The organism is Streptomyces sp. NTD107 (genome assembly GCF_059510435.1).
Map to the genome: position 1 here is coordinate 21,266 of NZ_JCAJZV010000003.1, position 13,692 is coordinate 34,957.

Here is a 13,692-nt window from a genome sequence, read left to right on the forward strand (position 1 = left end):
GTCAGAACTGCTGCTGGTCGACGCCGGGTGGGAGGAGGCAGGGGGTGGAGACGATGAGGAGGAGGTGGTTCTCGTTCTCCGGGAAGTCTGCGGCGGTGACCGATTGGCGGTCCTGCGGGTGCCGGGTGTCCAGCAGGTTCGCCGGGCGCATCGTCGGGTCCGAGCGGTAGCTCTGAACCTCGAACCCCTTCTCCACCAGGGTGTCCCGGATGTCCAGGACGGCCTGCGCGTGCTGTTCGGGAGGGAGGACGACGCGAGCCGAGTAGGTGTGCTCGAACCGTCCGTCCTCGGCCAGCTCGTCGTTCTTTCCCAGGCAGTCAAAGAAGTTGATCTTCTTGGTTTCCTCGGCGATGTCTCCACCCGCCGTACGCGCCAGTGAGTCGATCCAGTGGGCGGCCCAGGCTTCGGCGTCCTCCCGGCTCATCCGGGGAAGTGGGTCATTGATACCGCTCGACATACATCCTCCCAACGTGAAGACCAGCGCGGTGGCGACCACCAGATTGCGTAGGGGGCCCTTCCGGGTCCACAGGTATCTCATCGGGGGGACGTCTCCATGCTTGGCTCCATACCGGCGATGACGAGACCGATGTTCTTCAAACTCTCGCTTCCCTCGTCCCAGTAGCCGCTGTGGCCCGATGTATCGACATACATCTGCTGTGCGCCGAAGTAGCTCTTGTGCGGGCCCACACCCAGCGTCTGCTCGCTGAAATGGCGGGGATGGGGTCGTCGTCCGCCATCCCGACCCACAGGTGTTCCGGGTCGATGTGCAGGTCTCGCGCCTTGCTCACGCTCATGCCCGGGCTGCCGACGACGATGACGTCGTCGGCTCCCAGGCCATCTCCGCCCTTGTCCGCCGCTCCCACCATGGTGGAGCCGTAGCTGTGGCCCACCACGGTGAGATGGTTGTCGCCGGTCGTGTTGGCCACTCCCCCGTACGGTCCGTGCCGGGACCCACCCTGCGGCGCGCCGTCGGGCGAGGTCAGGTGACGGTGAGCCGCAGCAGACTCGTGGACGTCAGGAGGTACAGGTCCTCGCCGTCCGGGGTGGGGAGGACGGCGTGCAGGGGGCCCAGGTCGTTGGTCAGGAACGGCTCGGGGGTGGCGCCGGGGAGGGGGTAGCGCCACAGGGTGCCGGATTCCGTGGTCATCCACAGCGAGCCGGCCACCTGGGTCAGGTCGGTGGGGTCCTGGGTGGCCGGGACGGTGGTGTCGGCCGGGGGGAGGGGGTTCTCGGGGGTGATGGGCAGGACGTCGGTGGTGGTGCCGTTGCCGGGGTCGATCGTCCACAGCTGGCCCATCGGGTCCCAGGCCAGGCCGCGCAGGTCGGCGTGGCCGGTGGAGATGGGGGTGGTGGCGGTGGGGCGGGCCGGGTCGATGCGGAGGATCTCGCCGGCCGGGCCGGTGCTCGCGTACAGCATGCCGTCCGGGCCGAACGCCATCAGGCCCGCGCCGCGCGGCAGATCGCGGGCGGCGGCGGAGCCGGCGGGGCGGAGGGTGCCGGACTCGTAGGTGTAGCGGGAGATCCGGTTGTTCTCCGAGCCTTCGTAGGCGATGTACACGCCGGCCTCTGAGGCCGCTATGTCGACGATGGTCGTCTCTTCGGCGGTGCTCTCCACTTCGCCGGCCTCCGTCACGGCTCCCGTCGCCGGGTTCACCTGGTAGACCGTGCCGCCGGTCTCCGCCGTCAGCAGCAGCGTGCCGTCCGGGAGTTGAGCCGCTCGGCGCAGGTCGTCGGGGAGGTTCTCGGTGATCGTTTCCGCTATTGCCACCGTGCCCTCGGACGGGGCCACCACTACCGGATCTTCGGGGGGCTCTTCCTCCGAAGGCGTCTCTCCTTCAGGTTCTTTCGTGGGAGCGTCACCCGGACCCGGCACCTGCGCCACCTGGGCCGCCCGGTTGGCCGCCGGGCCGCCCGCGCAGGCCGTGGCCAGGGCGGCCACGGCCACGACCGCCGCCACCGCCAGCGCCCTGCGCATCGCGGTTAGACCGCCATGCCGTAGATGATGGTGAACAAGGTGCCCAGCGAACCGATGATGAACACCCCGGTCAGCCCGGCCACGATGAGGCCCTTGCCCTGCTCCGCGCTGAAGGAGTCCCGCATCGCGGTGGAGCCGATCCGCTGCTTGGCCGCCCCCCAGATCGCGATGCCCAGGCAGATCAGGATGGCGAGCGCCATGATCACCTGGATCATCGTCCGTGCCTCATCGCCCACCGTGGCGAACGGCCCCCAGTCCGGGGCGATACCGCCGATGAGTTCTGTGATGTCCTCTGAGTCCGCCGCAAGGAACATCCGGGTTCACCGCCCAACTGGCTCTGTGCTGTTCGATACTCGCTCTCCGCTTGCGATTGTGCCACGCCACACTGTCCGAAGTACGGTCCCCGCCGGTTGTGTTCGGGGAAACGGCGGGCAGACTGGGGGAGATCGAGGGGAGCGGTGGGTGATGCGCAAGGTGGCGCTGGTCGCCGGGCTGGGGCTGGGTGGCCTGGCGTTGTTCGTGGCGCTGCTGGTGGTGGGGGTGTACAGCGCCGCCGCCGGGATGGTGGGCGGGGCCGGCAAGAACGGCGGGAAGCTCGCCAAGAACGCGGTGCCCGCCGAGTACGAGGCTCTGGTGCAGGAGTGGGGCAATCTGTGCGACGAGCTGTCGCCGGCGCTGCTCGCCGCCCAGTTGAGCCAGGAGAGCGGCTGGAACCCGCGCGCCCAGAGCCATGCCGAGGCGCAGGGCATAGCGCAGTTCATCCCGTCGACGTGGGCGGTGCACGGCATCGACGCCAATGGGGACGGGGTCGCCGACGTCTGGGATCCGGAGGACGCCATTCCGTCCGCCGCCACCTACGACTGCGCTCTCGCGTCCTATGTGCGCGACGTGCCGGGGGATCCGGTCGAGAACATGCTGGCCGCCTACAACGCCGGCCCGTACGCGGTGATCCAGTACGGCGGCGTCCCTCCGTACACCGAGACCCAGAACTACGTGCGCATCATCCGGGGCGCGGAGGAGAGTTTCGCCGCGCCGCCGGAGGACCAGGAGCGGCTGGCGCCGTCCGAGCTGGCGGCCGGTGCGGTGCACTTCGCGCAGGATCAGCTCGGTACCCCTTATCTGTGGGGCGGCAACGGCACTCCGGAGCACGACGGGCGGTTCGACTGCTCGGGGCTGACGAAGGCGGCGTACGAGGCGGTGGGGATAGAGCTGCCCCGGGTCGCCAATGACCAGTGGGAGGCCGGGCCCCATCCGGAGCGTGATGAGCTGCTTCCCGGGGACCTGGTGTTCTTCGCGAACGACCTGACCGACTCCCGCAGCATCCACCATGTGGGCATCTATGTAGGGGGCGGCTACATGATCGACGCCCCGTACACTGGCGCCGAGATCCGCTTCGACCCCATCGATTCGGCCGATTATTTCGGCGCGACGCGGCCCACTGCCGGGTAGTAGTCTTCCGGTTGCGTTCCGTCACTTGACGGGCGTCTCTCTTCGGTAACGCTGTGGTGCTCTTTCGGGGACATCGGAACTCCGGGCGCGGAACATGGCGTTTCCTGGACGGGTACGCGGGCGTCCCTCCCCCCACCCCACGACGACATGATGAAGGGGCCGTAACGGCACATGGCTGGACTCGACAACCCTGACATCGATGTCGATCTGCTCTACAAGATCAACGGCTACGCCGACAGCCTGCCGGGCTGGGTGTCCGATGCCGTGACGTTCCTCGTGGAGTACGGCTTCGCGATCGGCCTGGTGCTGGCGGTGCTGGGCACCTGGTTCCTGGTACGGTCCCGGCCCGGCTCCGCGCAGGCGGTGGCCGGGGTGTCGTGGGCGCTGGGCGCGGCCGGGGTGTCGTATCTGATCAACCAGCCGATCAGCAGTTTCGTGGCGCGGCCCAGACCGTTCATCGACCATCCCGATCTGCATGTGCTGGTGGAGGGGAAGACCGGCTGGTCGTTCGTGAGCGATCACTCCGCCGGGGCGATGGCGATCGCGGTGGGGCTGCTGCTGGTGCACCGCAAGATCGGTATCGCGGCGATCGCGCTCGCCATCGTGCAGGGCGTGGGCCGGGTGTTCACCGGGGTGCACTACCCCACCGATGTGCTGGGCGGTTTCGCGCTGGCCACGGCGGTGGCGCTGCTGCTGTCGCCGCTGGCGCTGTACGCGCTGACCCCGCTGGTGCGGGTGCTGGCCGGTACCCGGGTGTTCGGCTGGATCGCGGTGGGTGAGGACATGCGGCCGGACCGGGACCGGGACGGCGGGGCCGGCGAGCCGGGTGAGCCGGCCGGTGGTGACGGCGAGCAGGGCGGGGACGACGGCGGTGGCCGGCACCGGGCGCGGGCCCGGCGTGGGGTTGCCACCTCCTAGGTCCTTCGTTGATCGTTCGCCGGGCGCCCGGTGCTCTTTTCCTCCGGCCCGTTCCGTCTGTTCTCAGGCGGGGCGGGCCGTTTCCGTGTGGGCGGCGGCCTCGTCGCGGGCCAGCGGGCGGGAACGGCGGGCGGGGCCGTACCAGCCGCAGCTGCATCTGGGGGCGATGAACGGTCCGCGTTCCTGGAGGGTGACCTCGTGCGTCATCGGATCACCGTTCTCGCTCGCTTCGTGCACCTCTCCACGGTAACGAGTGGCGGTCGCCATCGTTAGGCAGGCCATGGTGGGCAGAATCGCCTCGCTGGCCGCCCTGCTGCTCGCGGTCTGCGGGTGCACGGGGACCGGCGCGGCGGCCGGGGAAGAGGCTGGGGCGCGGCAGGCGCGGGAGACGGTGCGGCAGGTGCCGGCGGCGCTGGCGGACGCGGGCAGCTCGCTGGTGGCGACGGCGATGGAGATGGCCTCGGGCGGCACTCGGGTGACGATCCGCGGTGAGGGTGGCTACGACTTTGTGACCCGCTCCGGTGAACTGCGGGTGACGCTGCCGCTTGAGGTGCCGGCCGGGGCGGCGCCGCCGTTGACGGAGGTGTTCACCCCGGGTGCGCTGTACATGAAGAACCGGGGCGCGGGGGTGCCGCCCGACAAGTGGGTGCGGCTGGATGTCACCACGCTCACGGACGGCAATCTGGTGGCGAACGGCGCCACCGAGCCGCTGCTGGCGGCCGAGCTGCTGCGCGGCGTGGTGAGCGTACGGGAGCTGCCCGGGTTCGAGCTGGGCGGGGAGTGGGTGCGGCACTTCCGGGGGGTGGCGGATCTGGTGGTGGCGGCGCGGGAGGCGTCGGGTCCGGCGGGGGAGCAGCTGACGGCGGCGCTGGCGGGGTTCGCGGACACGGTGGTGCCGTTCGACGTGTATCTGGGGGTGGACGGGCTGCCGCGCAAGATCCGGCATCAGTTCAGCCTGGGGAGCGGGGCCGGTCCCGAGGGGATCGATGTGGCCTCGACGGTGGAGTTCTCCGGCTTCGGCACGCCGGTGGTGGTGACGCTGCCGGTGCCGGAGGACATCTACGCGGGTGCGGTCGGCTGAGGTGACGTTCGGGTGACGCCGTAGGTGAACCGTGGAGCCGGCCCCGGTTACGTGCGCAGCAGGCGGGCGATGGCCGCGGTGGCCTCGGCGACCTTGGCGTCGATCTCGGGGCCGCCCTCCTGGGCGGCGTGGGCGACGCAGTGCCGCAGGTGTTCTTCGAGCAGCTGGAGCGCGAAGGACTGGAGCGCCTTGGTGGAGGCGGAGACCTGGGTGAGTATGTCGATGCAGTAGACGTCCTCGTCGACCATGCGCTGGAGGCCGCGGATCTGTCCTTCGATGCGGCGCAGGCGTTTGAGGTGGGCGTCCTTGTCCTTGCTGTAGCCGTGCGGGCCCGCGGTGGCCGGGGTGGCCGGTCCGGCCGGTACGGGCGTCTCCTCGGTGGTGGTCATGATCGTCCTTCCCTGCGGACCTGCGGATCTGCGGATCTGCGCGCCATACCCCCGATGGGTATAGCGTAACGAATGTGCCGTCTGCCTGGCAGTATCGTGCACCTCCCGGGTGACATGTGGTGGCGTCCGGTCTACCGGGCTGCCCTGTGGGGTTCATTTTCTGTTCACTTATGACCTTCAGTCGCTTCATCTGCTCTGCCTACTTTCGGTCTCGGACGTCTCCCGGAAGGAACTAACGACAGTGAAGCTTGGCGCCGCAGCTGCCCTGGTCTCCAGCGCTCTGCTCCTCACTGCCGCCTGCGGTACCGATGACAACTCCGGGCTGCCCGGCGCGGTGGACTTCTCCGCCGACCACATCGCCTGCGGGCCCAGCGGCTCGCTGCTCGCCTCCGGCTCCAGCGCACAGGCCAACGCCATGGAGGTCTGGGTGAACACCTACCAGGCGAATTGTGACGGCAGCCAGATCAACTACAAGGCGACCGGCTCCGGCGCCGGCATCCAGGAGTTTCTCCAGGGCCGCACCGCCTTCGCCGGCTCCGACTCCCTCATGAGCGACGAGGAGCTGGCCGCCTCCCGCGCGGTGTGCCGGGACGGCGGGCAGGCCATTCACCTGCCGATGGCGGCCGGGCCGATCGCGATCGGCTACAACCTGCCCGGCGTGAACGACCTCGTCCTGGACGCCCCGACCCTGGCGCGGATCTTCGACTCCGCCATCACCCGCTGGGACGACCCGGCGATCGCCGCGCTCAACCCGGGCGTCACGCTGCCCAGCCTGCCGATCACCGCGTTCCACCGCTCGGACGGCTCGGGCACCACCGACAACCTCACCAAGTACCTGCACGGCTCGGCCCCCGAGCAATGGCCCTACGAGCCCGACAAGAACTGGAGCGGGAAGGGCGGCCAGGCCGCCGACGGCTCCTCCGGCCTGGTCGGCATGGTGCAGCAGAACGCCGGGGCGATCGCGTACTTCGAACTGTCGTACGCGCACCAGAACAACATCAGCACGGTGGCCATCGACACCGGCGCGCCCGAGCCGGTCGCGGTCTCCGTGGAGAACGCCTCAGCCGCCATCGCCGCCGGACAGGTCGTAGGCACCGACGGCGACCTCGCGCTCGAACTTGACTACGCAACGCGCGAACCGGGCGCCTACCCGATCGTTCTGGTCACCTACGAGATCATCTGCGACAAGGGAAACAACCCCGGCACGCTCGATCTGACCCGGGCCTTCCTCGGCTACGCCGCCGGCGACGAGGGACAGGGCGCACTCGCCGAGATCGACTACGCGCCGATCCCGGACCAGATCATCGGGCAGGTCCGCGACCGCGTGGCCGGGATGTCCTGACGTGAACACCGCCGCCATCGTCACCGCCGTCACCGCCGCCGCCCACCACGCCGCCGCCGCCGTCCTTACTTCTGAGTCAATATCTGAGCTGATATGAGCGGAAAACTCATGGGAATGCCCGCCGCCGCCCCCCAGAAGAACACGGTGCGCCTCGGTGACCGGGTCTTCAGCAACCTCTCCAAGGGATCGGGGATCACCCTCCTGGTGATCATGGCGGCCATCGCCGTCTTCCTCAGCATCCGCGCGGCCGTCGCCATCGCCCACAACGAGGGCAACTTCCTCACCACCTTCCAGTGGGACGCCAACGCCTCACCCCCCGTCTTCGGCATCGCGGTGCTGCTCTTCGGCACCGTGGTCTCCTCCGTCATCGCGATGGCGCTCGCCGTCCCGGTGGCCATAGGGATCGCGCTGTTCATCTCGCACTACGCGCCGCGCCGCCTCGCCGGCCCGATCGGCTACGTGGTCGATCTGCTGGCCGCCGTCCCCAGCATCATCTACGGCCTGTGGGGCGCGCTCTTCCTCGTCCCCCACATGACCGGCCTCTTCGACTGGCTCAACCAGTTCTTCGGCTGGACCGGGATCTTCGCCTACAACGGCACCCCGGCCCGCTCCCTGATGACGGTCGGCATCCTGCTGGCGATCATGATCCTGCCGATCATCACCAGCGTCACCCGCGAGGTCTTCAAACAGACCCCCAAGGCCCACGAGGAAGCCGCCCTCGCCCTCGGCGCCACCCGCTGGGAGGTGATCAGGATGACCGTGCTGCCCTTCGGCCGCTCCGGAATCATCAGTGCCTCCATGCTCGGCCTGGGCCGCGCCCTCGGCGAGACCATGGCCGTGGCCACCGTCCTGTCGCCCAGCTTCCTCATCAACGCCAGCCTGCTGGAGTCCGGCGGCGGCACCTTCGCCCAGAACATCGCCAGCCAGTTCAAGGAGGCCGGCTCCATGGGCCGCGACGCCCTCATCGCCTCCGGCCTGGTGCTGTTCGTCCTCACCCTGCTGGTCAACGGCGCCGCCCGGCTCATCATCGCGCGCCGCAAGGAGTACTCGGGGGCCTCATGAGCGACGCACGCGCGGCCGACGCGCCGCAGACGCAGACGCAGACGCAGCTGACAGCGAAGCCCGCAGATCGCGGCGCGGGCGGAGACGCGAATCAAAGGGCCGGAGCATGACCAACAGCCAGACCACCCTCGTCGAGGAGCCGCCGCGGCCCTCCGTACGCCCCACCACCCTGCGGCAGCCCCGGCTGCCCGCCTGGTCACGCGGCGCGCTGCTGCTCGCCTCGGCCGCCATCGGCACCGCCACCGGACTCGTCGCCGGCCTCGACAGCCGCCTCCAGTGGGGCCTGATCGCCGCCGCCGTCTTCGTCATCGGCGGCTTCGCCCTCACCTCGGCCGTCGAGGGCCGCCGCCAGGCCGTCGACCGGCTCGCCGCCTCCCTGGTGTGGACCAGCTTCCTCATCGCCGTCATCCCGCTCGCCTCCCTCCTGTGGGAGACCATCGCGCGCGGCATCCCCGGCGTCAGCTGGTACTTCCTCACCCACTCCATGAACGGCGTGCTCAGCTGGCAGGACGGCGGCGGCGTCTACCACGCGCTGCTCGGCACCGTCGAGCAGGTGCTGCTCGCCTCCGTCATCGCCATCCCGCTCGGCCTGCTCACCGCCGTCTACCTGGTCGAGTACGGCTCAGGACGGCTCGCCCGCGCCATCACCTTCTTCGTGGACGTGATGACCGGCATCCCCTCCATCGTGGCCGGCCTGTTCGTCCTCTCGCTGTGGATCATGATGCTGGGCTTCGGCTACTCCGGCTTCGCCGGCGCCCTCGCCCTGTCCATCCTGATGATGCCGATCGTCGTCCGCTCCACCGAGGAGATGCTCAAGCTCGTCCCCAACGAACTGCGCGAGGCATCGCTGGCCCTCGGTATCCCCAAGTGGCGCACCATCCTCAAGGTGGTGCTGCCCACCGCGATCGGCGGCATCACCACCGGCATCATGCTCGCCCTGGCCCGGATCGCCGGTGAGACCGCCCCGATCATCCTGCTGGTCTTCGGCAACAACATGATCAACGGCAACCCCTTCGAGGGCGCCCAGTCCTCGCTGCCGCTGTTCGTGTACGAACAGTGGGCGGTCGGCACCCAGTCCGGCTACGACCGGGCCTGGGCCGCCGCCCTCGTCCTGATCGCGTTCATCATGATCCTCAACCTCGCCGCCCGGGCCATCGCCCGCTGGAAGGCCCCGAAGACCGGCCGCTGACCGGCCACCTGTGAGTAAGGAGGTACCCCCATGGCCAAGCGCATCGATGTCACCGGCCTGACCGCGTACTACGGCGCCCACAAGGCGATCGACGACATCTCCATGCATGTCGAACCCAAGTCGGTGACCGCGTTCATCGGCCCCTCCGGCTGCGGCAAGTCCACGTTCCTGCGCACCCTCAACCGGATGCACGAGGTCACCCCCGGCGGCCGGGTGGAGGGCAAGGTGCTGCTGGACGACGAGGATCTGTACGGTCCCGGCGTCGATCCGGTGTCGGTACGCCGCACCATCGGCATGGTCTTCCAGCGGCCCAACCCGTTCCCCACCATGTCCATCTACGACAACGTGGCGGCCGGCCTGCGGCTGAACGGCTCGTACCGCAAGTCCGAGCTGGACGACATCGTGGAGAAGAACCTGCGCGGCGCCAACCTGTGGAACGAGGTCAAGGACCGCCTGACCAAGCCGGGCTCCGGGCTCTCCGGCGGCCAGCAGCAGCGGCTGTGCATCGCCCGCGCCACCGCCGTCGAGCCCGAGGTGCTGCTGATGGACGAGCCGTGCTCCGCGCTCGACCCGATCTCCACCCTCGCCATCGAAGACCTCATCGGGCAGCTGAAGTCGACCTTCACCATCGTGATCGTCACCCACAACATGCAGCAGGCGGCCCGGGTGTCGGACCGTACCGCCTTCTTCAACCTCGCCGCCGTCGGCCAGCCCGGCAAGCTCATCGAGATCGGCGACACCGAGCGGATCTTCTCCAACCCCACCGTCCGCGCCACCGAGGACTACATCTCCGGGCGCTTCGGCTGAGCCCGGCCTCGCCCGGACATGGCTGAGCGGCCCGCCCCCAGCCGGGCGGGCCGCTCAGGTCTTTCCTCTTCCCGTCAGGCGGTGCGGTACGCGTCGATGACGGTGATGGTGACGGCATTGCCGTCGCCGTCCGTCAGCGCCGCGCGCAGTGACACGGTGCCGCCGGCCGCCGGATTGTCGACGGTGATCGCGCCGTCCTCGACGGCGCTCCCACTCCAGCTCGCGCCGCCGTCGAAGGACACCTCGACCGAGAGCGAGTCCACCCCATTGTCCAGCGCCGCGCCCTGGATCACCAGCGGTACGACAAGGCTCTCGCCGGCCGGCGCGGTGGAATCCAGCGCCAGCTCGGGGGCGAACCGGACGACGCTGATGGGCAGCCGCGGTTCCTCCTCGTCGGTGCTGCGCGCCGAGACAAAGCTGAAGTCGGCGGTGATCCGCGTACCGACCCCGTACTCCTGCGGGTCCCGGCTGAGGCTGGTCACCAGGCGGTACTCGGCCCGCCGGCTCACCATGGTGAACAGACCGTACGGCGCCTCATCGATGATCACATCGGCACGGGCGTGCTCCTCGCCGTCCACGTAGAGCACGGTGCTCTCCTCGGTGGACCCGGTGTACGCGCGGTGCCCCCCGGCGTCGGACGGCAGGGCGATGGAGCCGCTGAGCTGGTTGCCGCTGCGGTACAGGCCGGTGCCCCAGGTGTCGAGGGAGGGACCGAAGACACCGGTGTTGAAGGTGTGCTCGTACGTCTCGCCCGCGGACACCGGAATGTCGTCCTGCTGGTGCGAGGAGGTACCCGGCTCGAACTGCCACAGCTGCTGGTTCCAGCCCAGGCCGTCCTCCGCCACGAACACCCGGCGGGTGCCCGGCAGCTCCGTCACCACGCCGAACACCTCCGCGCCGCCCACCGAGGGCCAGGTGAACAGCGCGCCGACCGCACCGCCGCCGGGGGTCGGCGAGCCGAGGTGGGTGACGATCTCGGCCAGCTCCCGCTCGTCGAGATCCCGGCGCAGCCCGGTGTAGAACCGCCCGTCGAGCTGGTTGTACGTGTGGTACTCGGTGTCGCCGTTCAGCAGCATGGCGCTCGCCCGGCCGGTCAGGTGCCAGCCGCGCGGGGCGTCGATGAGCTGGGCGGTGTACAGGGCCTGGTCACCGGAGTTGAACACCGACGCGTTCAGGCCGAACTCGTCGCCCGGCGCGGCGACCAGGTAGGACGCGATCAGGTCGGCCACGGCGGCGTCCGGGTCCTGGGTGGTGAACGCGATCTCCTCGGTGGCGGTGGCGTGCGCCGCCAGGGTGGTCGGGGCGTCCACGGCCAGGGCCGGGGCCATCATCCAGTACTGGGCGTCGGCCGCCGGGTCGTCGAGCGAGACATTCACCGTGTACCGGCCCTCGGGCACCCGGATGGTGTTGCCGTCCGCGGAGTCGAGGAAGGTGAAGTCGTAGGTCCGCATGTCGACGAGGAACCCGGTCCACTCGTCCGCCACCTCGTCGTGCGCGTCGCGGACATCGAGGGTCAGCTCGTGCTTCTCGGGTTCGCGGTCGACGGCGCCCGCGGTGCGCACGGACTGCCCGTCGCCGGTGGCGGTGATGTACGCGCTGTAGGCGCCGTAGCTGTCACCGTGCGAGGTGTCGGCGGTGACCTCGACGGTGGCGGTGCCGCCGGCCGGGACGGTGACCCGGTCGGCGCCGAGGGTGAAGGTGCCCTCGGGGGCCGGGTCGCCCTGCGGGTCGACGCTCTCCACCGACAGGTCCAGGGTGATGTCCGTGTCGCCGAGGTTGCGGTAGGTCAGCTCGCGGGTGACCGGGTCGGCGTCCTCGTGCGGGAAGGGCACCGCGCCGAAGTGCAGCGAGGTGGTCTCGGCGATGACCGTCACGTCCAGCGCGGAGGGCACATTGACGCGGCCCGAGCCCTGCTGATAGGCGGTCAGCCCCTGGCCGCCGACGGTGGAGGCGGTCAGCGCGGCCTTGATCTGCTGCCCGGTCCAGTCGGGGTGCTGCTGCTTGAGCAGCGCCGCCGCGCCCGACACGTGCGGGGTGGCCATCGACGTGCCCGAGATGGAGACGTAGCCGTCCGCGACCGGGCGGCCGTAGTCCCAGATCGCCGCCCCGGGCGCGCCGGCCGCGCCGATGTCCACGCCGGGGGCGGTGACATCGGGCTTGAGGCCGCCGTCGCGGGTGCGCGGGCCGATGGAGGAGAAGCCGGCGAGGCGGTCGGACTTGTCGACCGCGCCGACGGTCAGGGCGGCGTCGGCGGTGCCCGGGGTGCCGATCGTGCCGGGGTGCGGCCCGGAGTTGCCGGCCGCGACGACGAACAGCGCGTCCGAGGAGGCGGAGAGCTGGTTGACGGCCTCCTCCATCACGTCGATCTGCGGGCCGGCGGTTCCGCCCAGGCTCAGGGAGACGATGTCGGCGCCCTGTTCGACCGCCCACTCCATCCCGGCGATGATGCCCGACTCCCAGCCGTAGCCGTCGTCGTCCAGCACCTTGGCGCTGATCAGCTCGGCGCCCGGCGCGACCCCGGTGTAGGCGCCGTCCGAGTGCGCGCCGGTGCCGGCGGCGGTGGAGGCGACGTGGGTGCCGTGGCCGTCGCGGTCGACGGCGTCGGCCGCGTCCGAGAAGTTCTCGGCGGCGGTCACCTTGACGCCGGCCAGGTCCGGGTGTTCGTCGCTGACGCCGGTGTCGACGACGGCGATCTTCACGCCGGTGCCGTCGTAGCCGGCCTCCCACGCCTGCGGGGCGCCGATCTGCGGTACGGACTCGGCCAGGCTCTTGTGCACCACGCCGTCCAGGGCGATGGTGGCGATGCCCGGGGTGGCGGCCAGCGTGAAGGCGTCACCGCCGTCCGGCCGGGTCAGCGCCTCCCACAGGCCGCCGGTCTCCTCGGCGGTGACGGTGAACGCCTCAGCGTTGAGGGATTCCAGGACGGTACGGTCCTGGGCGCCGTCGGGTGCGGCGTCCGCCAGCAGCGCGGCGGCGGTGTCCTGCTGCCGGGCGTTGCCGCCGTACCCGACGACCAGCGGCAGGCCGCCGAGTTCGCGGTAGCGCTCGTCGGCGAGCCTGGTGACGTTGAACAGCCGCTGGTCGAGCGTCCCGGCGGCGATGAGCGACTGCGCGTCGCGCGGGATGACGAGCGTCTCGCCGCCCAGCGAGAGCGTCTGGACCGGTATGGACTCCCGGCCCGCAGCGGGGATCAGGCCGCGGAACGTACCCTCGCCGTCGACCAGGACCCGGTCGCCGGTGATGAGGATGAGGTCGTGCAGCCCGGCGGAGCCGGCGGTGGCGCCGCCGGCTCCCGAGCCGGGGTCGCCGGGCGCGGCCCCGGCCGACACGGCGAGCCCGGCGGCCATGGCCACCGCGATCGCGCCGGCGGCCAGGCCGCGCGGAAGCTTCTTGGACAACTGTCCTCCAGTACAAAGGGGGTGATCAACGGTGAGACGAGCGGCCCGCTGGAACCGTTGCCCCGGCGGGCCGCCCGTCGTG

At 70.3% G+C, this 13,692-nt stretch carries 14 protein-coding genes; 7 read left to right on the forward strand and 7 right to left on the reverse strand.

The genetic code is table 11. The features are described 5' to 3' along the window. Window position 1 precedes the first annotated feature (1 nt). Genes AC5WRL_RS07580 through AC5WRL_RS07595 form a run of 4 tightly spaced genes read right to left on the reverse strand, consistent with a single transcriptional unit; the run spans window position 2 to window position 2,289 of the window. The gene (locus tag AC5WRL_RS07580; RefSeq protein ID WP_496087571.1) at window positions 2-538 is read right to left on the reverse strand and encodes a hypothetical protein; all 537 of its coding nucleotides are present in this window, start codon (window positions 536-538) and stop codon (window positions 2-4) included. A gap of 55 nt (window positions 539-593) precedes the next feature. Then, on the reverse strand, window positions 594-926 hold the full coding sequence (locus AC5WRL_RS07585; protein WP_496087572.1) for an alpha/beta hydrolase: 333 nt from the start codon (window positions 924-926) through the stop codon (window positions 594-596). A 53-nt stretch (window positions 927-979) separates the two neighbouring features. Next, on the reverse strand, window positions 980-1,975 hold the full coding sequence (locus AC5WRL_RS07590) for a Vgb family protein (RefSeq protein WP_496087573.1): 996 nt from the start codon (window positions 1,973-1,975) through the stop codon (window positions 980-982). Between the two features lie 5 nt (window positions 1,976-1,980). Next, window positions 1,981-2,289, reverse strand: a complete 309-nt coding sequence (locus AC5WRL_RS07595) for a DUF8827 family protein (protein WP_019431847.1) — start codon at window positions 2,287-2,289, stop codon at window positions 1,981-1,983. Between the two features lie 151 nt (window positions 2,290-2,440). On the opposite strand from AC5WRL_RS07595, the gene AC5WRL_RS07600 reads away from it, so the two are divergent. Together AC5WRL_RS07600 and AC5WRL_RS07605 are read left to right on the forward strand one after the other, a co-directional pair. Beyond that, window positions 2,441-3,424, forward strand: a complete 984-nt coding sequence (locus tag AC5WRL_RS07600) for a C40 family peptidase (protein ID WP_496087989.1) — start codon at window positions 2,441-2,443, stop codon at window positions 3,422-3,424. Between the two features lie 171 nt (window positions 3,425-3,595). Further along, complete coding sequence (locus tag AC5WRL_RS07605; protein ID WP_496087574.1) at window positions 3,596-4,342, forward strand: phosphatase PAP2 family protein; 747 nt, start codon at window positions 3,596-3,598, stop codon at window positions 4,340-4,342. Window positions 4,343-4,405: 63 nt separating this feature from the next. Here the strand turns inward: AC5WRL_RS07605 and AC5WRL_RS07610 are convergent, their stop codons facing one another. Further along, complete coding sequence (locus AC5WRL_RS07610; protein WP_496087575.1) at window positions 4,406-4,579, reverse strand: hypothetical protein; 174 nt, start codon at window positions 4,577-4,579, stop codon at window positions 4,406-4,408. Between the two features lie 43 nt (window positions 4,580-4,622). On the opposite strand from AC5WRL_RS07610, the gene AC5WRL_RS07615 reads away from it, so the two are divergent. Beyond that, the gene (locus AC5WRL_RS07615; RefSeq protein ID WP_496087576.1) at window positions 4,623-5,423 is read left to right on the forward strand and encodes a hypothetical protein; all 801 of its coding nucleotides are present in this window, start codon (window positions 4,623-4,625) and stop codon (window positions 5,421-5,423) included. A 47-nt stretch (window positions 5,424-5,470) separates the two neighbouring features. Here the strand turns inward: AC5WRL_RS07615 and AC5WRL_RS07620 are convergent, their stop codons facing one another. Beyond that, the gene (locus AC5WRL_RS07620; RefSeq protein WP_496087577.1) at window positions 5,471-5,812 is read right to left on the reverse strand and encodes a metal-sensitive transcriptional regulator; all 342 of its coding nucleotides are present in this window, start codon (window positions 5,810-5,812) and stop codon (window positions 5,471-5,473) included. Window positions 5,813-6,053: 241 nt separating this feature from the next. Here AC5WRL_RS07620 and pstS point away from each other — a divergent pair, with 241 nt between their 5' ends. The 4 genes from pstS (at window position 6,054) to pstB (ending at window position 10,212) form a co-directional block, all read left to right on the forward strand. Then, window positions 6,054-7,154: a phosphate ABC transporter substrate-binding protein PstS gene (gene pstS, locus AC5WRL_RS07625; RefSeq protein ID WP_496087578.1), complete on the forward strand. Its 1,101-nt coding sequence runs from the start codon at window positions 6,054-6,056 to the stop codon at window positions 7,152-7,154. A 108-nt stretch (window positions 7,155-7,262) separates the two neighbouring features. Further along, window positions 7,263-8,216: a phosphate ABC transporter permease subunit PstC gene (gene pstC / locus AC5WRL_RS07630; RefSeq protein WP_496087579.1), complete on the forward strand. Its 954-nt coding sequence runs from the start codon at window positions 7,263-7,265 to the stop codon at window positions 8,214-8,216. Between the two features lie 106 nt (window positions 8,217-8,322). Further along, window positions 8,323-9,405, forward strand: coding sequence for a phosphate ABC transporter permease PstA (pstA, locus tag AC5WRL_RS07635; RefSeq protein ID WP_496087580.1), 1,083 nt, complete (start codon window positions 8,323-8,325; stop codon window positions 9,403-9,405). Window positions 9,406-9,435: 30 nt separating this feature from the next. After that, complete coding sequence (gene pstB, locus AC5WRL_RS07640; protein WP_496087581.1) at window positions 9,436-10,212, forward strand: phosphate ABC transporter ATP-binding protein PstB; 777 nt, start codon at window positions 9,436-9,438, stop codon at window positions 10,210-10,212. A 74-nt stretch (window positions 10,213-10,286) separates the two neighbouring features. On the opposite strand, the gene AC5WRL_RS07645 is transcribed toward pstB, so the two are convergent. Next, a complete protein-coding gene (locus tag AC5WRL_RS07645; RefSeq protein ID WP_496087582.1) occupies window positions 10,287-13,610 on the reverse strand; it encodes a S8 family peptidase in 3,324 nt (1,107 codons plus the stop codon). Window positions 13,611-13,692: the final 82 nt, after the last annotated feature.

What these genes read in the sequence shown, in the direction of transcription:
- AC5WRL_RS07615 (WP_496087576.1), top strand. Translation starts at nt 4,623, where the DNA reads ATGGTGGGCAGAATCGCCTCGCTGGCCGCCCTGCTGCTCGCGGTCTGC.
- AC5WRL_RS07600 (WP_496087989.1), top strand. Translation starts at nt 2,441, where the DNA reads ATGCGCAAGGTGGCGCTGGTCGCCGGGCTGGGGCTGGGTGGCCTGGCG.
- AC5WRL_RS07590 (WP_496087573.1), bottom strand. Translation starts at nt 1,975, where the DNA reads ATGCGCAGGGCGCTGGCGGTGGCGGCGGTCGTGGCCGTGGCCGCCCTG.
- AC5WRL_RS07580 (WP_496087571.1), bottom strand. Translation starts at nt 538, where the DNA reads ATGAGATACCTGTGGACCCGGAAGGGCCCCCTACGCAATCTGGTGGTC.
- AC5WRL_RS07595 (WP_019431847.1), bottom strand. Translation starts at nt 2,289, where the DNA reads ATGTTCCTTGCGGCGGACTCAGAGGACATCACAGAACTCATCGGCGGT.
- AC5WRL_RS07605 (WP_496087574.1), top strand. Translation starts at nt 3,596, where the DNA reads ATGGCTGGACTCGACAACCCTGACATCGATGTCGATCTGCTCTACAAG.
- pstB (WP_496087581.1), top strand. Translation starts at nt 9,436, where the DNA reads ATGGCCAAGCGCATCGATGTCACCGGCCTGACCGCGTACTACGGCGCC.
- pstA (WP_496087580.1), top strand. Translation starts at nt 8,323, where the DNA reads ATGACCAACAGCCAGACCACCCTCGTCGAGGAGCCGCCGCGGCCCTCC.
- pstC (WP_496087579.1), top strand. Translation starts at nt 7,263, where the DNA reads ATGGGAATGCCCGCCGCCGCCCCCCAGAAGAACACGGTGCGCCTCGGT.
- AC5WRL_RS07620 (WP_496087577.1), bottom strand. Translation starts at nt 5,812, where the DNA reads ATGACCACCACCGAGGAGACGCCCGTACCGGCCGGACCGGCCACCCCG.